Below are 20583 nucleotides of genomic sequence, written 5' to 3' on the forward strand. Positions count from 1 at the left end.
ATTCATGTATTATAATGGCGCAAGTTAACCTTTTACTGCGCCGATCATAACTCCTTTTACGAAGAACCTTTGGAATATCGGATAAACGAGTAAGATAGGCGCTACGACAATAATGGTGACGGTCATGCGAATGGAAGTCGTGGTTTGCTTTGTCGCCAAGCTTGCCATGGCTGTCGAACCGGCATTTTGCAGGTTGACCATGGTAGATAAGGAGCTTGCCTGATTAATGTAGTTATAGAGAATGAACTGCAGGCTATAGAGCTTGCTGTCCGTAACCAGAAGCAGCGTATCCTGAAAGGAGTTCCACTGATCTACGGCCGAGAAAATAGCAACGGTTGCTAGTATAGGCTTGCAAATAGGAAGCATGATTCTGAAAAAGAGAGTCATAATCCCGGCTCCGTCGATACTTGCCGCCTGCTGCAATTCCTTTGGGGTCGATTCTACAAAGGTCTTTACGAGAATGATGAAAAACGGGGCTACGATGGTAGGCAGAATATATGCCAGAAAGTTGTTGGTCAGATGCAAGGATTTCATGGTCAAATACCACGGAATAACTCCGGCGTTAAAAAACATCGTAACAACCGTAAACCGGTACCAAAACTTTCTGCCCCACATATCCCCTTGGGTAAACATGAATCCCAGAAAGGCGGATGCGCCAACCGTCAACGTTGTGCCTATTAAAGTTCGGCCAAGAGATATTACGGTTGCATCCCATAGTCCCGGTATTTTAAACACATCCAAATAGTTCTGGAAATGAATATGCTTGGGAAGAAACACGACATCGCCTTTGGCGCTAATATCGTTCGCGCTAATCGTGTTGATAATGATCGAGTAAAAGGGATAGACGCATATAAGAGCAAACAGGGAGAACACCGTATAGATCAAGACGGAAATCATCTTGTCGGTTGCGCTGGTCTGTACTTTGACTTTACTCATACGATGCTCTCTCCTCTCAGCAATTTGGACAATCGGTTCACGGAAAAGAGCAGCACCACGCTAATCAAGCTCTTCAGCATACTGATCGCGACGGAAACGGAATAACTGCCGCCCCCCATTGCGAGGTTGTATACATATAAGTCCAACACCTGTATCGTGTCTTTGTTAAAAGCATTCTGAAATACGAAATACTGTTCCAGACCATTGTTCAGGAAGCTTGCGATTTGCAGCATCAATAATACAAAATAAGTCGGCAGCATGCTTGGCAATACCACATACCAAATAATCTGCATGCGCGTCGCGCCGTCTACATGGGCCGCTTCATAAAGGGAATCATCGATTCCCATAATGGCCGCAATATACAAGATGGCGGACCAGCCCAACGCTTTCCAAGTCGACCACATCCACATCGTAATCCAAACGTGGTCGGAGTTCTGCAGGAAGAGTATCGGTGAATCGATAATTCCCAGCATCTTCAGGAGGCCGTTAATGATCCCTTCACTAGAGAACATGGAAAACGCCAAGGAATAAACCAATACCCAGCTGATAAAGTTCGGAAGGGTCGTCACCGTCTGTATAAACTTCCGGAATCGTACCGCCTTCATCTCGGTCATGAATATGGCAAAGATCATGGGAAGCCAGGAGAAAAGCAAATTCAAGCCGCTCATGCCAAACGTGTTTTTAATAATCTGAAGAAGTTGATCGATCTTCACTTGGTTTTCGACCAAAGAACGAAACCATTTCAGGCCGACAAAAGGCGACTGGGATAAAGGGATCGGAGGCATATAATCAAAGAATGCATATACCCAGCCATACAGCGGGTAGTAGGCAAAGATACCGAGCAAGATCATAAAAGGCAGTATGTATAGAAATTTAAGGAATGAAGTTCTACTCTTGCTGTAATGTATTCGCACCTTCTTACACCACCTAAATAAATTTATAATTCTTAATATTCAGAATTTAAAGCTTAAAACGGATATAAGCACCGCTCCCCCCTGTAAAAAATCTTGTAATTTTCACTATTAACTGTTATTGGCAGCGCTTTCATGCCTCTTATTGAAGCTAGTATAGAATATCTATTTATTCAAAACAATGACCTATCCTCATTGATTATTGATCTATTCTTAGATGCTTAAGCAAAAAAAAATCCCCGGCTGATGCGTTAATCCCGGCAGTATAAGGCGATACAATCATTATCGATGTGGCTTATAGAAACAAGACATCCCTCTTCCGACCGCCGTGGAAAAGAGTTGTCCTGTTTGTTGTCCATACAAGCTATTCACCTATAAAACAGCAGCCGGTTCGCGTAAGCGTTGCGATAATCCGTTGGCGTAAGTCCTGTCATTCGCTTAAAGCTGTGCATAAATTGATGGCTGTCGGAATAGCCCAGCTGCTCCGCTATTTCCTTGATGCTCTGATTCGTATCCGTCAGCAAAGATTTAGCCGCATCCATCTTCTCCTGCAGCATGAATTGCTTCAAGGGAATCCCCGCAATCTCCGAGAACAAGAAGGACAAATGCTTGGCATTATAACCGAAATGCTCGGCCAGCTGGCTCACCTTCATATTCTCCTGCCTGTTCCATTTAATATAGTCAACGATGTCGTTGTATAGCTGCCGCTGCTTAAGCTTCTTTCCCGATTGATTCTGGACGAAAAACAGCTGGTTGTACAATTCGCATAAAATGCCGGTCGTCAAATAATTGTTAAGCGTCTGCTCCCTGTAGCTTCGGACGGAGTCCTGCAGCTGCTTCATCATGACAATCAGCTTGTCCGGACTGCGAAGCGTCCCCTTGTCGGGGATCGTTAATACGCCGGGTTCATACTCCGAATTGCCCTCCACCGACCTGTACCCGTCTTGAACGGAGAAGTGAAGCCAATAAAAGCTGCAGTCGGATTCCCTGTAGCCGAATTGCACGGCTCCCGGCGGCATTAGCAGAAAATCTCCTTCATGCAAGGCATACCGTTCCTTGCCCCTTGCCATATACAATGTGCCGCGGGTTTGGACAAACAGCTCGAATTCGAGCAGCACCCGTTGCATATGCTTCCACTCCGGAGACGGAGCGATAAATTTGCCGGTCATCACAAGGGAGACCGGCGTATCGACACGGAAGCTGTAATAAGTCATAAGCCGCCACCCTTTCCGCCTTTTTTACACTATATTGTAGATCAGAATAAGCGAATCCGGGAAGAACTTTTAAAAGAACTTCCTTTTTGACACATAATCAAACCTTACGCCATTTACCGGGGCCGCCAGCTAGTAATAAGCTTTTAGCATATTGACGAGAGGGTGATGATCATGAAGGCCTTAACAGGCAATACGTCGTTGAACCATTTCGGACTGGATCGCGTGAAGCTGTACGGTGATTACCAAACGAACGCCTTTCAGAAAGAATTGGATTATTTGCGCAGCTATGACGTGGATCGGCTGCTTGCCGGATTCAAGGAGACTAGCGGCCTGCAGCCAAAAGCGGATAAGTATCCCGGCTGGGAGAATACTGAAATCCGCGGCCATACGTTAGGTCATTATTTAACGGCCGTATCCCAGGCCTATGCGCAAACGCAGGATTCCGGGCTGCTCGAGAGGCTGAAATACATGGTTGCAGAGCTGGCGGAAGCCCAGCTGGACAACGGTTATCTATCCGCTTTTCCCGAGACGTTGTTTGACAATGTGGAGAATAGGAAGCCGGCATGGGTTCCTTGGTACACCATGCATAAAATCATTGCCGGACTTATTGCCATCCATCAGGCGACCAAGCTGCAACAGGCTTACGAGGTTGTCAGCCGCCTGGGCGATTGGGTCGCAGACCGAGCTTGTTCGTGGTCGGAGGAGCTTCAGGCCACCGTACTGGCGGTAGAATACGGCGGCATGAACGACTGCATGTATGATTTGTACAAGCTCACCGGCAACAATCGCCATCTGGATGCCGCTCACAAGTTCGACGAGATCCGCCTGTTCGATGCTCTTCGGGAAGGACGGGATGTGCTGAAGGGCAAGCATGCCAATACGATGATTCCTAAGTTTATCGGTGCCTTGAACCGTTATCTCACGCTTGGGGAAAGCGAGCGCGGCTATCTGGAAGCGGCCGTCAACTTCTGGGATACGGTCGTCTATCATCACAGCTATCTGACTGGCGGCAACAGCGAATGCGAGCATTTCGGAGAACCGGATATCCTGGACAGCAAACGCTCCGACGTAACCTGCGAAACCTGTAACAGTTATAATATGCTGAAGCTGACCAAAGAGCTGTTCATGCTGACGCAGGACAGCAAATACGCCGAATTTTACGAGAGAACGTATATTAACGCCATCCTGTCTTCGCAAAATCCGGAGACCGGCATGACGATGTATTTCCAGCCGATGGCTACCGGATACTTCAAAATTTACAGCTCGCCCTTTGAACACTTTTGGTGTTGTACGGGTACCGGAATGGAGAGCTTTACCAAGCTGAATGACAGCATTTACTTCCACTTGGACCATAACCTTTATGTCAATCAATTTTACAGCAGCCGACTGGATTGGTCAGAGCAGCAAACCGTTGTCACGCAGACAACTTCGCTGCCGTATAGCGACCTTGTCCATTTCACGGTAAGCACAAGCAGCCCGAAACGGCTTGCCATTCATATTCGCGTCCCTTATTGGGCTGCCGGAGAAGTCGAAATCGCACTTAATGGGGAAGCTTTTATTGCTTCCGTTCAGCAGCAATATGTTGTTCTTGACCGGATCTGGAAGGACGGAGATACCATTGAAGCCCGCATTCCAATGAAGGTTGCTTTCTCTTCTCTTCCCGATGCCCCTCATGTCATTGGCCTGCAATACGGTCCTATCGTTCTAAGCGCTGCGCTTGGCCAAGAAGATATGGTGGAATCTAGAACGGGGGTTATCGTTAACATCGCGACAAGAAGAATCGCCGTTAAGGATTATATCGTACCTGAAGGGATGAGCGTGAAGGAATGGCTCGGCAACTTCGACAAGCATGTCGTACGTCTTGGGAATGAACTGGCCTTTTCGCTGAGAAACACCGATATGGATGAACGGTTAATCTTTACTCCCCACTATCTGCAGCACCGGGAAAGATACGGCATTTATTGGAGCCTACTGGATGATGGATCCGAGGAACTGCGGCAGCATACGGATGCCGTGGACCGTGAACGCAGATTAAGAGAAGCTACGATTGATTCTGTTCAAGTTGGCAATGATCAATATGAATTGGAGCATCAGATCGAGGGCGAGCGCACGCATGGCGGTACTTGGGAAGGATTAAACGGAAGGATGGCGGAAGCCGGAGGATGGTTCAGCTACCGGATGAAGATCCAGCCGGGAGCTTCCTTGGCGGTAACCTTTAACCGTATGCATACGAACAGAAGCTTTGATATTTATATCGACGAGCAGCTGCTTGCAACCGAGGATTTTCCGGACGCATGGAAGAGGAGCTTCTATGAAAAACAGTTTGAACTCCCCCATGCCTTAACAGCAGGCAAAACATACGTAACCGTTAAGTTTATTCCGAATGGGAAGATAAACGGCATCTATGGCGTCCTAAGAACAATTAAGCATACGGCTGATTAAAAATAATCACAAAGCAGCGTGCAGGGCTATCTCCCGATCCTATTGGATTCGAGAGATAGCCCTTTCGACTACCGACCCGTTATAAGGAGTGCATCCCGAAGTAAATAGTCTGCCGCTTCTTCGGCGATATGCTTCCCGCGCTGCGCTTTCACTTCATTTATAAACGCCTCAAGCTGGCCAGCCTCCAGCTTCTTCAGCAAGCTGTTGGAAATACCGTGCGAATCGATCGACCCGTTGTCAGCAAAAACCGTCACTAGCTCCTTGAGGGTTTCCTGATCGACATCAATCGTGAAAGTCATCGTTAGCGTGGCGGTATTCCCCGCCAAATCGGTTGAAGTCACGGCAAGCGCGTGTGAACCCGGAGCCAGCGTATACAGCGGCACTGGCGAACCCGGCACATAAGGATTCGCATCCAGCGTGACCGTCGTCTTGCTGCCGTCAACTCCTGACAAATTGTCGGTTAAGGCAACCTGTACCGAGAACTCGCCGGCATTGCCGAGCGTACTTCCGTCTGTAAGTCCGATTACGGTGATCGTCGGCGCGGCGGAATCAATCATCACCACGCTAGAGCCGCTCACCCCGGACCCGTCGCCTGCGGTGGCCGTTACCCGGACGTTACCATCAGAGACTGCCGAAAGCAGGCCGGTGCCGTCGATCGTCGCAGCGCCGGTCGCAGTGCCGTCAAGTCCGGAGACCGTCCATGTGACGCTTCGCTCCGTCGCGTTATCCGGTTTCACAGTTGCGCTCATCCGCAGCGTGCCGCCGATCCGATTGATGACGGACGCGCCGTTCTCCCCGCTGACGGTAACTTCCGTTACGGGAACGACCAGTTGAAGCGCTTTGAACGCGTTACGCAGCGCGTAATAGGAATTGTCAGCTGCCTCCTGCCCGATTCCGCTATTCGCAACGGCAGCTTGAGCCTCGCTTAAAGCGCTTGCAAAAGTGTTCCATGAATCGGTGGTATAAAGCGTATCGTCCAGGTTATTGACAGTCCCTATGAAGGAGGTCAGCAGCGTTTTGTCGACCGCCGCTGGCGTAATCGGGTTCGCGGAACCGCCGCGACCGGCTTTGACCTCGTTAAAGTAAGCTTCTACTTTCGATATTTCTTCTGCCGTCAGCACCCTGTCGTAGATCAGAATCTGTGCGACTCTGCCCATGAAGCGGAAAGGAGTTGCGGCAGCCATCGAGTAGCCTACGCCCAGATCCGATTTATTCCCTTTAAGCGCCTTCGCATTGGTTCCAGGGGTTCCGATGACGTTGTTATTCACGTAAACGGCTCTATTCGTTCCGTCTAACTGAGCGCGAACGCTGACCAGACCGTCCGTGGCAGTTGTCGCAATTTGCTGCCCGCCGCCCGATACGCTTCCATCCGCGTTACCAAAGCGGATGTTAACTCGGTTTGTGCCTACGCCGAGATTAATGCCGCTCCAGCCGTCGTTGGCAGCCCATGTTTGGTAAGCTTCATTCAATCCGAAATAAACAAGGCCGTTTTGGTCGCTGGAGTTATTGGCCGTGGTTGTTGGTCTAACAAGCGTGTATATCGTCATCTGCGTGCTGCCGTTGTAATCTTTAAAGCCTGCGGCCTTCAGCGGCCTGGAGTTCGCGGCAAAATCCACATAATCGTATACATCGCTCTTTAATGTAGGGTTGCCGGTTGGCGTTCCAAGATTATCGCCGCCGCTGCCGGGAACGTTCGCCGGGACAAGCTTCGCCGGCACGCTTCCCATATTGGTCCATCCCGTTACGTTGCCGCTGCTGTCTTTTTCAACGCCCTCATCGGCTTTTAGCCATAAGTCAAGACCGTTTCTAGGAATATCGGCAGGCGTTTTATCGCTTACCACAACGCGGGCGTGCGATTGACTCAACACTTCGCCGTCCGCCGCCAGTACGTAAATAATGTACGGACCAGGCAGCATGGGCGCGGTCATTGCGAGCATATCGCCTGAAGCTACGGTTTCATCGTCGCCTCCATCGAAATGTCCGCCGCTCGACGAGGAAATCCATATCTTCTTAGTCGAGTCGTCCAAATCGATAGCAAATCTCACTTGCCCGCCCGGAGCTACCGACACATCCGCCGGGAGCAGCCTGTTGGCCACCGATACGGACGTTGTAAAGTTGATCGTCATGGAATTCGGCTCGGTCGGCGTGCTGGCGACTAGGGTCCAGCTTCCTTCGGTGGCGATTTTGTAACCGCTCATCACGGGATTGCCGTTAAGCGTATAGGTGTAGTCTTTGCTCAAAGTCAGTTCAAGAGGCCGTACCGCCGAAACTTCGTAATTTTCCCCGTCCGTCACATTGATCGCGGACGCGTTCTGGTCGACGTAGACCGTATACTTGGATGTGGCCGTATCCCTGCCGTCTCCGTATTGAATATAGAGCTTGTATTCACCCGCGGCAGACGGAGCTTTGATTGACTTCTCGTTGCCTGCAGCTTTTGTCATCGTATTGCCTTCGCTGAACACCGTTGTGTTCGCTGGCGCAAGCCAGACCGTGTCTTGAGCATTTAGCAGGCCTCTGCGGTTCAGCTTTTCGCCTTTACCCATAATGACATTGGAAGCGAGCTCAAACTCGGTATCCGCAATGAGGCTTCTTGGGATCATATGGGTGTATTCATTGGTGAGCCCCGAATTCAGCACGATTTCGTTGCCTTTTAACGGCCAAATGCGGGCTTCGCTTTTGTAATTGTCGTAAGTAATCCTAGGAGCGCCATTCTGATTGTTGTTTCCGTCTACGTAACCTCCGACGGCAATCATATCGCTTTTACGCTTCCAGTTGTTAAATTCGAAGAGACGGCTTTGTCCCGGTGCATGGGAAAGCTTTGACTGCACAACGTTGCCGATCATCTTGATGAACGTGCTGCCTTCGTCGGGATGGAATCCGTTTGTCCAGTTGTTGGAGGTTGTAGGCTTGTCGGTTGGATTCGGGTTAAGGAAGTTGTAGTTCATTTCGGTGAAATTCGTCCAGTTGTCGGGATTCCAGTTGCTGTTCTTGTCGGTGACGGGGTCGTTGGTCAAATTGTTGACGGTGTCCCATGTTCCTCCGCCCGGCAAATTACCCGGATCCCCTTGGCGTCCCAATGAGTAGATGGCTCCGGAGTCGTTAACGACCGTACAAATTTCCTCTATCCGGTTGTAGTTTATTTTGTTGTTTCTTGAGGTTGTCGAAATGATAGGAGATCTTGCGACGCTCGTTTCATGCGTGCCATGGTAAGGACCGCCGGTCTTGTTCGTGCCTTGGGCGGTAAAGCCGAACCCGTCGTACTCGTCCCAGCCCCAGCCGATGCTCATCGCGCCGTAAGTGGTGTCGTAAATGTAGTTGTGCAGAACTTGCATATTCGTTGTGTAGAAAGAGGCTAGCGCGTTGGCGCCCGGAAATCCGTAGCAGGTTCTGTACAAGAAGTTATTGGTAATATAAATGTTTTCCGGCACCGCTTCCGTACCCGCCGCAAACTTTTCCTTATCAACGCCAGCCCAGTTCCTGATTGGCGTACCGGAGACGGAAACGCTGGATTCCTGCTTAATCGGCTCATCGTTTTCATAGATATGCTGCGGATGTCCGACCACTACGCCGGAAGCGAGCGTATCCACGATATAGTTGCCCGTGACCTCGATGTTCTTGGCATCGTTTTCGATATGAATGCCATTAAATCCGGCAAGCCCGATCTCGCCGTTCAGTACCTTAATGTTCCTCGCCGCGTTGATCATGACGACAGCTGGCGGTATGTCGTACCCCCGGTAGAAGGTCTCATGCCAGTTAATGCTGCTTGGGAAATAAACCTTGTTCACGATTGAGCCTTGAACGGATGCGTAGCCGCGGGAGCTCGTCGTTACCGGACCGGATCCGTCGCTAAGCGTGTAGGTGCCCGTCAGTTCAAACAGCTTGTAGTCGGTATGGGCAAATGTCAGCCCGTTGAAGGTGATGTTTTTGACGCGTCCGTCATCCGAGCCCTCAATCGGATTCAACCGATCTCCTACCGGGATTCCTCTAATGTCGAGGACCGTCTCAAGCTTTGGAACAACTACGTCGGCGGTATTGATATCTTCACCGGCAAGCGGGATGTAATAGAGCGTGCTTTCCGCCTGGTCGAAATAGAAATCTCCGCGTTTGTTGAGGAACTCGAAGGCATTGCGGATAACTTGATTGTTACCCGGATTGTATTGCGTGTTATTGCCTAAGGATTGTGAAATCGCCCCATACGGCATCTGGAACCGGAGCATGACGCCGCCGGGTTTGTTGCTGGCTGCCGGCGCTTGCTCGATCGAAGCGAAAGTGACGAAAGGCCTCGCCCATCTGGCCGTAGAGCCGCCCATGCTTTCGGCCTCGATGTTCTGAGGGTTTTTCGTTTCCGTCGTCAGACCTACGCTGGCATCGAATACGATGCCGGCCCGAATGTTGCTGCCGTTCTGCCACGCCCAAGGGTTATCGGCAGAGGTAAAGCTGACGGTGGGGGTGCCCGTAACGGTTCTGTTCGCTGAAGCGATCTGCGGGCTTGTCGTCATGTTGGCGCGCTTATCGTTTACATAGATCGCACGCAGCTTATCGCTCCGGTTAAGGGTCGTTTTATACGCCTTTAAGCCTCCCGTCTGGGTAAGGCCGACGGCCTCCGTCCATACGCCCTTTTCCAGCATTTCGCCGCCGCTGATTACCGGCTTCGCACCTGGTGCCGCTTCATAGCGAATCGTGCTGCTTGCGCTGCCGGAATCTTCCTTGGAGAAGACCAGGGTTTCATTTAGCGGATAATATCCGTCCGCGATTTGAACGACGATATCCCCGCCGGTCTTGGGCAGCGTCCTTACGACTTCTTTTGCCTTGGCAATCGATTTATACGGCTTTTCCTTGGTTCCGTCACCCGTGCTGTCATTGCCGTTCGTAGCCACATAGATAGTCGTACTAGCTGCGCTGTCGGCCGAGACTACCGACCTTGACAAGGGCAGCATGGAAAAAACCATTACGAAAGTCATGACCCAAATGAATGCTCTTTTTCTCACTTCCATAAAACCTCCTTGGATGTAAGCAAAATGTGATGCACATGGCTGCCTGAGCGTATGAGCGAGGCTACTTCAGAATAGCCCCTGCTGTCAAAGCATTTTCGATTTTCTCGTTGCCTACCAAATAAACGATAATCATAGGCAAACTGGATAGCAGCATGCTCGCGCCGATCAACCCCCAATCCGTAACTCCCACATTGACGAAGAAACCAAGCAATCCCACGGTTAGAGGCCGAAATTGATCCTTGGAGGCGATAATAAAAGCCAGCGGGAATTCGTTCCAAATCCGAATGAATATAAGGACGCATTGCGTAACCAATGCCGGCATCACGATTGGAAATATGATTCTTATATAGGTCTGATAGACATTCGCTCCGTCTATGCATGCCGCTTCCTCCAGCTCCTTCGGCAACGAACGGAGAAAGGCATACAGCATGAGGACGCAGGAAGCGATGGCGAAGCCGGAATACGGCAGGATAAGACCTAAATAGCTGTTTTTGATATGCAGCGCTTTAACCAGCTGGAATAAAGGAATAACAACAACCTCGATCGGGACAATCAGTCCCATGGATACGTAAAACAACACCGCCGAATTGAATTTCCATTGCATGCGGCTGAGGCAATAGGCCAGCATGCTTCCCGTCGCCAGCGTTATGACGATCGTCCCTACCGTATAAATCAAGCTGTTCTCGAAATACGTATAAAAATGATATTTGGACAACGCTTCGCTGAAGTTCAGCCAATCCAAGGAAAACGGTACGCCAAACGGATTGTCGTAAGCTTCGCTTTTGGACTTCAACGACATCGTTACCATCCAGTACAAAGGAAACAGAAACGTGCATCCGACGGCGATCCAAAACACCCGGCTTAATACTTTCAGAAGACTCCCCCCTAGCTTAAAACTCTAGTTTTTCCCTAGCTACGTACCTTTGGATGACAAAGGAGATCAAGAGGCATTCCAGAATAAAAATAACAGCGATCGCAGTACCTTTGCCAAACTCGGAAGTATCGAATGCCGTATAATACATCTGGTAGATGACCGTCCTGGATGTGTCCCCCGGGCCTCCTGCCGTCATCACTCGCACATGCGAATAGAAGGCCATCGAGCCTAAGGTAGACAGAATAAGTACGTACTTGATGACATTCTGCAGCAAGGGGATCGTAATCCGCAAACAGACTTGAACAAAATTGGCACCGTCGATCAAAGCCGCTTCATAGTAGCTTTTGGGGATGGTCTTGATCCCCGTATAAAACAGCATCGCGTTGAGACCGATATATTGCCACAGGAATGTCACCCCGATGCTGGGCATGACCGTTTGCTTTTCCGTCAGCCACGAATGCGTCCAGGAGCTCAGACCAAGCGAGTCGAGTATGCTGTTAAACAATCCCCAATTCGGTTCGTAGAAAGCCAGCCAGATCTGGGCAACCACCGTGACCGACAAGATAGCGGGGAACATCGCCGCCGTCTTGAAGAAGCGGCGAAACCTTGGGGTTTGAGCATCCATAAAAAGCGAAAGCATCATGGAGAGGGGCAGCCCCAGCAATAAGGAGATGCCTACGATAAGATACGTATTTTTATGGGCGCTCCAAAAGGAAGGCGAAGCCATCACGTCTTTGTAATTATCCAAACCGACAAATCCCAAATTTCGAAATCCGTCATGCTTATGCAAGCTCATCCAGATCTCCGGCAGCAAGGGGTATACGCAGAATACGGTAAACAGCAGCAAGGCCGGGGAAGCAAATACGAATATGGACATTTTGGTGCTAAAGTACTTGTTCATCGCTCTCTCCACCGTTTAATTTGTGTCTAAATCCCCCCGGTTTCAGCCGAAGGGGATTTAGCTGTTATCCTCGTCTTTTCTACTTGTTAAACCACGTATTCTCGCTCCAAATCTTGTTCATCGCGGCATTAAAATCTTCGGAGGCGTATTCGCCCGTCAATAAGTTCGCTCCTTGCGTAGACAATTCGGCAGAGGTTTTCGCATCTATCGAATTAAGAGCAAAGGACGCGATTTTATTCGGGATCGGATTATACCAGTCAACGAACTTCTGCATGAGCGGACTTCTGTTATTTGCCTGATTGCCGGTCTGCAAGGATATTGGCGCTCCCGTGGATTCGAAGTATAACGCATCCTGCATGGCCAGGAATTCGGCAAGCTTGACGGCCTCTTCCGGATGCTTGGTTTTGCCGTTTACCGCGTATCCGTTAACCGGAGAACCCCAGAATTGCACAGTCTGTGCAGGGTCGTACTTATCGCTTGCGCTTGGGAACGGGAAGAAATCAACCGTTTCGTCTTTTGCCAGATTCGGCAGTTCCCAAGTAAACATCATGAGCATTGCCGCCTTTTTGGACGTGAACATCTCCATCGCCGGACCGTAATCCAGGTTGGCTATGCCGTCTGGGAACACGCCTTCCTTGACCATCGTTTCGATTCGGGCCGCACCTTCCTTGACGGATGGATTGGTAAAATCCGTTTTGTTGCTGACGAGATCCGCCATCGCCTGCGGGTCCCCGATTTGAATCATTTGCTGCAGCATGAAGAGCTTCGGCCCCCATCCGTCCTTGCCTGGGGTTACGGCCGGAACCATGCCTTTGCTCTTGAGCGTCTTCGAGGTTTGAAGCAGCTCGTCGAACGTGGTCGGCACCTTCACCCCTGCTTCCTCAAACATGTCTTTATGGTAAAAGATGACGGGGGTGAAATACGTATCCGCTCCGGAGGATAGGCTGTAAATCCCGTTATCGACATGCTTTAACGCATCCGGCACCGCATATTTGTCAATGAAGCCGTCTTTCGAAATATAAGGCGTCAGATCCAGGATGCTGCCCGTGTTCTTCAGCGGGGTAAAGTAGCCCGCATCGCTCCAGAATACGTCCGGCATATCCCCGGAAGAATTCAGCGTCTTCAATTTGTTTGCCATATCCTCGCCGCCGCCGCCGGGCTCAAACTCGACTTCAAGATTGGGAAGCGCAGCGGCAAGGTTAGGCTTGATGTATTTTTCCATAATGTTATTGCGATTCTCGTCCGTCGTAATCGTGATAACCCTCATCTTGATTTTTTTGCCGTCCGGAGCCGCGGTCTCCTTGTTATCTTCCGTGCTTGCTGCCGACGGCGAAGGATTGTTGGACGGCTTGTTGGAATTTGTGTTGTTCCCGCTTCCGCATGCCGATGAAACCAGTAGAGTACTTGCCATAAGGACCATGGCCGCTGCCTTTGACTTCGTTACCATTGTTATACCTCCCCTATTTGTCGAAACGGATATCGGTTGAATCTAGCCTTGTAAGCGGTATCAACCTTAACCTTGAGCTAATTTTACGAATCTTCCTAAATTTCGTACAGAGAGTATTCTCAGTCCGGCAGTAAAATTAACGGCAAAAAAATAGACGATAGAGAAAACTTTCCCTCTCGTCTAGCTCTGCCTTAAATAGGCTATTGGATTTGATTCACATATTTGCTGGGCGTAATTCCCATATGCTTTTTGAAGCATTTGCTGAAATAATTGGCGTCGGCATAGCCCACCCGGTTCGCTACGTTTTGGATAACCTTCTCTCCTTGATCAAACAGCTCTTTCGCTTTAATGATCCTTATTTCGGTCAGGTAGTCATTGATCGTAAAGGTCGTTTCCTTTTTGAATACGAAGCAGAGATGATTGTAATTCATATGGACGCTTCTCGCTATATCCTCTATTCTTAATTCCTCGTTGCCATAGTGATTCGAAATGTACGCTTTAACCTCCTCTATCACTTTGGCGGCTCTATTGGTTTTGCGGCTATGCACGTGATCCATCGCCTTTAGAATTAAAGCATGTATCCACTCGTCCAATTCTTTGAACGTCTTCATTCGCTGAACGTGCTGGATCATGTCGGGCTGCGTCGTATCCCGGAAAACATCCTCAAAGCTTTGCGAGGCTTCGGCCAAAAATTCAAGGCATGTGGAAACGATCTCGATTCCGGCAAGCAGCAGCATTTCCATGGAGGCTTTTTGATCGCGGGCATCACGAAAAAATCGGACGAGCCATTCTTCCGTCTCGGTGATATTTCCGATCCGCATGAGCATCAGCAAGCCGCTCCTCTTCTCCACCGAGTACAGCCCGGCTTTCGTTCCGGGATCCACCTGCGAGGAATGAACGAAAACCTTGTTGCCGCCCCATACAAACCGATGCCTCAAGGCCATTATCGCTTCCTTATACGAATCCGGGATGGACTCAAACGTATCGCAGCCGGTGCCTAAGCCGATCGTAACCGTACAGGCTGTATCGCTCTGTACGGTTAATCTTATCTTTTCGCAAATCGTTTCCAGATTGTTGAAGGAGCCTTCTGGCTCACCTAAGATCAGAACGAGACGCCCGTCTTGATCCTGGCAACTTACGCTGTGATAGGCGCTTTGCATGCAGCGCTTAGCGATTTCCTGCACCATGGCTTTATGAATGCGCATCCCCTCGTCAGGATGGCTCTGATCGTCTGCATCCAGATCGACGACAACCGCCCGGTAATGCAACCCTTCCAGCGGTATTCCCAGATCGTGCAATCGATCCGGCTGCGGCCGCGATCTGGAGCTGCCGCTGTCTCGCAGCCAACCGCTCAGCACTTGTTCCTTCATGAAGGACAAGCCCTCGCTAGCCTGCTTTCTCAAATCGTCCAGTTCAAGCTCTCCCAGACGCTCCGATCGTATCAGCTCCTTTATATTCAGCAAAGAGCCCTGGAGCTCTTCTTCATTGATCGGCTTCAGCACGTAGTTCACAACCCCCAATTGCACGGCCTGCCTGGCATACGCAAATTCGCTGTGACCCGACAACACCAGAAATTTTGTTTTCTGGTCGCGCTCCTTGGCTTTATGGATAAACTCCAATCCGTCCATGATCGGCATATTCATATCGACTAACACAACATCCGGCTCTACCTCGGGCATCAGCTCCAGCGCTTCCGCCCCGTTTTTGGCTTCTCCCGCTATTTGGAATCCCAGCTCGCTCCAGGGCAGCGAAATCTTCAAGGCTTGCCTGAAGTAGAATTCATCATCGACGATAAGCACTTTGTACACGTTCCGTTCCTCCTGTTCAATTCCATCCTTGGCATGCGAATTATAGAAAAGAGCCTTATGAATGCGGTGGTAGCTCTTGCGGACGAAGAGGCAATAGGATGATAATTTTCGTGTAAACGCCGTATTCGCTTTCAACTTGCAGACCGTATCGGTCCCCGTACAGCATTCGGATCCGATTGGATACGCTCCTGATCCCAAACCCGCCGCCTTCCGAAGAGACGCCGGATTCCGCCATTATCGCCTTCGTCTGATCCTTGTGCATGCCGGCCCCGTTATCGTAAATTTCGATTTCGATATGATTGCCAGAGCGCCTCCCCGTGACGCGTATGATTCCTTTTTCCTGTTTAAGCTTCAACCCGTGATAGATCGCATTCTCCACGATGGGCTGCAAGGTCAGCTTCGGTATCGAATAGGTCAAAATCTCATCGTCGATATCCATCGTGTACGCCATATATTCCACGTAACGAAGCTGCTGAATTTCCAAATAGCTTTCCGTAAGACGCATCTCTTCGCCGATGGATATAATATCGTAGCCTTTGCTTAACGAGATTTTATAAAAGTTTGCCATGTATTGGGCGGCCGTTATGGCCTGCTTCCCCAATCCCAGCTTAATAAGGGAAATAATTGTTTCCACCGTATTGTACAAAAAATGAGGCTTCACTTGCGATTGCAGCAATTTAAATTCGATCTCCGCCTTTGTTCTTTGTTTCTCGACGTTCTCAGCCATAAGCGCCTCAATGCGGTCCATTAGATTATTAAAGCCCTCGCTTAAATATCCGATTTCGTCCGTTGATTGGTACGAGCTTCTGACCTGCATCTTTCCGCTCCGGATTTCCCTCATGGTCTTGGCAAGCCGGAAGATGGGGCGGGTGATCGATCGTGACAATTGAAAAGAGACCATTAATGCCAGCAGCAAGCATGCCGCCCCGATCCCGATGATCAATTGATTAATCTCCTTCCGTTCCGACGTAATCTCATTCATCGGGATAGCGCTTACAATTGTCCATTGCAGCGGTTCGAAGCGATGGGTGAGGATCAGCATTTCCCGACTTCCGCTCCCTTGCGTAAAGCTTGCGTCTTTACCGTCATCGGGGATGCTAATGGAGGCGGCTTCCTTGAAGTCCCGGTATAGCATGGCTTTATTCTGCGCGGAAATAATCCGGCCGTCGGCATCTACGATATAAAATTCACCGCCTTTGTTTTTCCCCTCCTCGTAAATGGAAGCGATTGTCGTTTCTTTGACGTACAGAAAAATTCGGCCGATCGTTTTTCCCGTATCTTTGTGGATGACTGTTTTGGAAACCGCAAATACGTTGTCATCCCCTTCGTATAAGAATCTGAATTTAATCAACCCCGTCCAAATGGGCAAATAGGTCCGGTCATCCGCTCCGTAACCGTATCCAAATAGACGTGCAGCGTAGGCATTGTCGGCGAATCCAACGTCCACCCAATGTTGATTGGAGGTAAGAATGCTGACGGCTTTGATTTTGGTATTAGGCTCGACAATGTTGCTGATCGTCTCGGAAAGGGTTTTGTTCATCGAGAGGTTGTTTAAGCCTTCAACCGGCTTGATCGCATTGGGCTCGTTATTTAATAAGTAATCGTAATAGAGGGCGTTCTGCAATCGATAATCGCTGGCTAGAATTTTGGAATAATCTTCAATGGAGGATAGCAAGGTTTGAAGATTGTTTTTGATGAGCACAAGCTCCCGGGATGAATTATTTGTGGCTTTATCGATAATTGCCTTCTGTGATATCGTGTTGGCAAAGATCGACTGGGTGGAAATAAATACGACAATGATTAGAATATTGGAGATGAATATTTTATTCTTAATGGAAATCCCGCCTATATAATTCGAGAATCCTTTCATTTCGTCATTTCTTCCTTTCTCTTCATTAGGACAAGGAATGTGGAAAGAACAACCGGGGTACATTCAGGATAACAGAGGTTTAATGAGTGTCAACTTGAAATGTTGGAATAAACTTAAAAAAAGAAAGCCGGCAATTGACCAGCTTTCTCCCGGAACCTTGGTTCTAAAGCGTCTTCCGAATAACATCCGATTCTGCATATTCCTCGTTATTTCTAAATATCAAACGGCTAAAATTGTAGGCACCGTTATTCCAAACGTTAAAATCGTGAAAACCGTCCTTAATCAGAACTTGATAAAAAGGACCAAGGTGATTTCCCGCTTGGTCTATAAGCCCCTCTATCGATTTCGCGTAGCTCGTAATGGCAACGCCATCGGCATCTCCGCAGGTCATATACAGCAGCCGGAGCTTATAATCGGATGAGGCCAGGCTTGCTCCAAGAACGCTGCCTTCACTCGACGTGGGAGCATTCGAAAAAGCTCCGACATAAGCGAACAAATCGATCAAGCCTGGCGCAAGCACCGTTTTGTCCAGCCCGTTGTTCCAGGCACTCTCGGTTCCCGTGAATCGCGTCGAATCGTATCTGTAACCGCCGACAATCAGATTCAGAGCCTGCATTCCTCCCATCGAAAGCCCGGCGATCGCTCGATGCATGCGATTATAAAAAATTCCCTCGGGTGTTGTATTATTTATGTTTGCGAATGTTTTGTAGTTTGATTCTATAAACGGAATCAAATCGTATCGCAGCTCGTAATCGAAGTAATAGAACCCCAGCATATTGGTTCCTTCGGTAGTAAAGGAAGCGTCCGTCCAGTCATGCGCGCTTCTTCCGTTGGGGAACACGACGATCAGCGGTTCGATGTCCCCGTTTGCAATGAGATTGTCGAATAAATTGCAAATGATATATCGCTCGTCAACCTGACCGTTGCTGCTTAACCACTCGAATTGATTACCGCCGACGCCGTGAAGCAAATACAATACATTGTATTTGACGGTCGTGTCGTTTGGATCATAGCCCGCAGGCATGTATACATTGCATCTCTTCGATAGGGTATCGCCCTCAACGGTTTCTCTTCCCGCTTCGCTGATCCCGATGTTCCGATTGGTGACAAGCTGCCGCGACGAATGAATATAGTTGCTTACCTCATAGGAAACCTCTTGAATCGTACCTTGAAGCTCACCATTAACTGACCTAAGATATTCGGCAGGTACCGCTGTCACATTCCGATTGTTCATCGTTCATTATCGTCCCTTCGTCGCATGGTTATCATAGTTTAATATTATCATGACGATTTAGAGGGACGTAACCTTACAAACTATATATTTACTTACAATTATTTATCCGATGTACGCCGGAATCAGTTATCAGTTATCGGCAAAAAAAATTCTTTACTGATCGTTCCCAATAGGGTATGATGTGTTTAGGCCTATTTAGAATGATCATTCTCAAAAGATGTCGAATAGGGACAAAATCAATAGGATTCATCAAATAAAAGGAGAAGGAGCAATTCTACATGACTGCAAACCAAAGCAATCTCGAAGGGAAAGTCGCTTTCATTACTGGAGGAAACCGGGGCATCGGTCTGGAGACGGCACGCGGATTAGGCAAGCTCGGCGCTCATGTCGTCATCGGTTCACGCGATGCGGAGAAAGGAAAAGTCGCGGCAGCAGCGCTGCAGGCAGAGGGTATCCAAGCGGAGAGCATTAAATTCGATGTGCTTCTGGCTGAAGACCGTCAAGCCGCATATGCTTTCTTTGACCAAAAGTATGGGAAGCTCGATATCCTGATTAACAATGCCGGGGTGCAAAAGGAGGTCGAGCATCTTGTACCGATGAACGAAACCAGCAGCGTAACGCCGGATATTGTTCGTGATACGTTCGAAGCCAATTTCTTCACCTTGGTTGAACTGACGCAATTGCTTTTGCCATTGATTCGCAAATCGCCAGCTGGCAGAATCGTCAATTTGTCCAGCGTTCTAGGTTCCCTTACGCTGCATTCCAATCCGGAAGCGCCTATCTACGACATGAAGGTATTCGCGTACGACACGTCCAAAGCAGCGGTGAATATGTTTACGATTCATTTGGCGCACGAGCTCCGGGATACGCCGATTAAAGTCAACTCCGCGCATCCGGGCTGGGTGAAGACCGAAATCGGTGGGCAATACGCCGAATTGGACGCTGCGGAAGGCAGCAAGACAAGCGTGATGTTGGCTTCGCTCCCTGCTGACGGGCCGACCGGTCAGTTCTTCTTTATGCATAATCAGCTTCCTTGGTAAACCTTTAGTGAAATGAAAGCCGCGCGATGAAATCGCGCGGCTTTTCCTTTTATCCTTTTTCAATCTCAAGGCGCTGCGACTAAGCGTTTTCCTTCGACCTCGATCCGATCAGGTAACCGATAATCGTCGATTCAACGGGAAGCACCACGAGCGTCCATATTTCCTTTAAGCCGAAGTCAGGCGAACGGTATTGGTCGGGGATCAACGTATAGACCAGAGCAATGAGAAGAACGCTGAGGGCTATCGTACCGACGATATACAGACGCACGTTCTCGCCCGAACCGAAGAATTTGCCAAGGAAGCCAAGCTCCGCTTTGCGTTTGTCGTTCTCCGCGTTCACCGCTATGATCTTGCTGGCTACCCGCGGATCCTGAATTTCGATTTTGTTCATACCGTCCCGGCCTCCTCGCCCGCATAGAAAGTGAAGGCCAAGGCCCAAGACGACGCATCGTAATTAACAGTCACTTCGTAACGCAAAGATAGTTTGCGGTTGTTCAATACGCCGAGCTGGATCATGTCTTGATTGCCGATCGGCTTGCCTCGCGGAAAATTAACGCAGGCGATGCGGACTTCATTGTAACGGACCAGCCTAATATCCGTCATATAGTCGTCTCGCTCCGATTCGAATTCAATGCAAAACACGAATGTCAGCGGATCGTTCTCTTCCGACAACACGACTTGGATCGGATTCATTCCGTAGGCGAGAACGCGGCCGTAATACACGGCTTCGAATCCGCCGGACTTAATTTTCATCGTTATCCCTCCGCGGCAATCCGTCATCGTACAAGCTCATTAGTACAGTGTACGAGCAGGTGCGCGTGTTCATGCCACTAAATCGACATCTCCAAAACCGGTGGAGACCAAAAAGAAGGGCATTTCCGGTTTCTTCAGCAGATTTCCGATCATAACGCA

Annotated in this window: 14 protein-coding genes; 2 read left to right on the top strand and 12 right to left on the bottom strand. The window is 49.3% G+C overall.

Translation table 11 applies throughout. The annotated features are described in order from the left end of the window. Positions 1-24: 24 nt before the first annotated feature. The 3 genes from EV294_RS12080 to EV294_RS12090 all read right to left on the bottom strand — a co-directional run bounded on the left by EV294_RS12080 (position 25) and on the right by EV294_RS12090 (position 3061). A complete protein-coding gene (locus EV294_RS12080) occupies positions 25-936 on the bottom strand; it encodes a carbohydrate ABC transporter permease (protein WP_132307062.1) in 912 nt (303 codons plus the stop codon). Further along, complete coding sequence (locus EV294_RS12085; RefSeq protein WP_243711632.1) at positions 933-1664, bottom strand: ABC transporter permease subunit; 732 nt, start codon at positions 1662-1664, stop codon at positions 933-935. The genes EV294_RS12080 and EV294_RS12085 overlap by 4 nt, the downstream gene beginning before the upstream one ends. A 551-nt stretch (positions 1665-2215) precedes the next feature. After that, positions 2216-3061 carry an AraC family transcriptional regulator gene (locus EV294_RS12090; RefSeq protein ID WP_132307064.1) on the bottom strand — a complete coding sequence of 282 codons (846 nt, stop codon included), beginning with the start codon at positions 3059-3061 and terminating at the stop codon, positions 2216-2218. A 171-nt stretch (positions 3062-3232) separates the two neighbouring features. Between EV294_RS12090 and EV294_RS12095 the strand changes: the two genes are divergently transcribed. After that, positions 3233-5503, top strand: coding sequence for a glycoside hydrolase family 127 protein (locus EV294_RS12095; RefSeq protein ID WP_132307066.1), 2271 nt, complete (start codon positions 3233-3235; stop codon positions 5501-5503). Positions 5504-5571: 68 nt separating this feature from the next. Here EV294_RS12095 and EV294_RS12100 read toward each other — a convergent pair whose 3' ends face one another. The 7 genes from EV294_RS12100 to EV294_RS12130 all read right to left on the bottom strand — a co-directional run bounded on the left by EV294_RS12100 (position 5572) and on the right by EV294_RS12130 (position 18631). Further along, positions 5572-10497, bottom strand: a complete 4926-nt coding sequence (locus EV294_RS12100) for an Ig-like domain-containing protein (RefSeq protein ID WP_243711633.1) — start codon at positions 10495-10497, stop codon at positions 5572-5574. A 61-nt stretch (positions 10498-10558) separates the two neighbouring features. Further along, positions 10559-11296 carry a carbohydrate ABC transporter permease gene (locus EV294_RS12105; protein ID WP_243711634.1) on the bottom strand — a complete coding sequence of 246 codons (738 nt, stop codon included), beginning with the start codon at positions 11294-11296 and terminating at the stop codon, positions 10559-10561. 91 nt (positions 11297-11387) lie between these two features. After that, entirely contained in the window at positions 11388-12272 is an 885-nt protein-coding gene (locus EV294_RS12110) for a carbohydrate ABC transporter permease (RefSeq protein WP_132307070.1), read from the bottom strand. Positions 12273-12351: 79 nt separating this feature from the next. After that, a complete protein-coding gene (locus EV294_RS12115; protein WP_132307072.1) occupies positions 12352-13719 on the bottom strand; it encodes an ABC transporter substrate-binding protein in 1368 nt (455 codons plus the stop codon). A 200-nt stretch (positions 13720-13919) separates the two neighbouring features. Beyond that, positions 13920-15527, bottom strand: coding sequence for a response regulator (locus EV294_RS12120; RefSeq protein WP_132307074.1), 1608 nt, complete (start codon positions 15525-15527; stop codon positions 13920-13922). A 55-nt stretch (positions 15528-15582) separates the two neighbouring features. Continuing rightward, a complete protein-coding gene (locus EV294_RS12125) occupies positions 15583-17397 on the bottom strand; it encodes a cache domain-containing sensor histidine kinase (RefSeq protein WP_132307076.1) in 1815 nt (604 codons plus the stop codon). Between the two features lie 163 nt (positions 17398-17560). After that, entirely contained in the window at positions 17561-18631 is a 1071-nt protein-coding gene (locus EV294_RS12130; RefSeq protein WP_132307078.1) for an alpha/beta hydrolase, read from the bottom strand. Positions 18632-18909: 278 nt separating this feature from the next. Between EV294_RS12130 and EV294_RS12135 the strand changes: the two genes are divergently transcribed. Next, positions 18910-19671, top strand: a complete 762-nt coding sequence (locus tag EV294_RS12135; RefSeq protein ID WP_132307080.1) for an SDR family oxidoreductase — start codon at positions 18910-18912, stop codon at positions 19669-19671. Between the two features lie 79 nt (positions 19672-19750). Here the strand turns inward: EV294_RS12135 and EV294_RS12140 are convergent, their stop codons facing one another. Both EV294_RS12140 and EV294_RS12145 read right to left on the bottom strand, forming a co-directional pair. After that, positions 19751-20062 (bottom strand): hypothetical protein, encoded by a 312-nt coding sequence (locus EV294_RS12140; RefSeq protein WP_132307082.1) that lies wholly within the window; start codon positions 20060-20062, stop codon positions 19751-19753. Further along, positions 20059-20424, bottom strand: a complete 366-nt coding sequence (locus tag EV294_RS12145; RefSeq protein ID WP_132307084.1) for a DUF6864 domain-containing function — start codon at positions 20422-20424, stop codon at positions 20059-20061. The genes EV294_RS12140 and EV294_RS12145 overlap by 4 nt, the downstream gene beginning before the upstream one ends. Between the last annotated feature and the right edge of the window lie 159 nt (positions 20425-20583).

This window comes from Paenibacillus sp. BK033 (assembly GCF_004345425.1).
Classification (GTDB): domain Bacteria; phylum Bacillota; class Bacilli; order Paenibacillales; family Paenibacillaceae; genus Pristimantibacillus.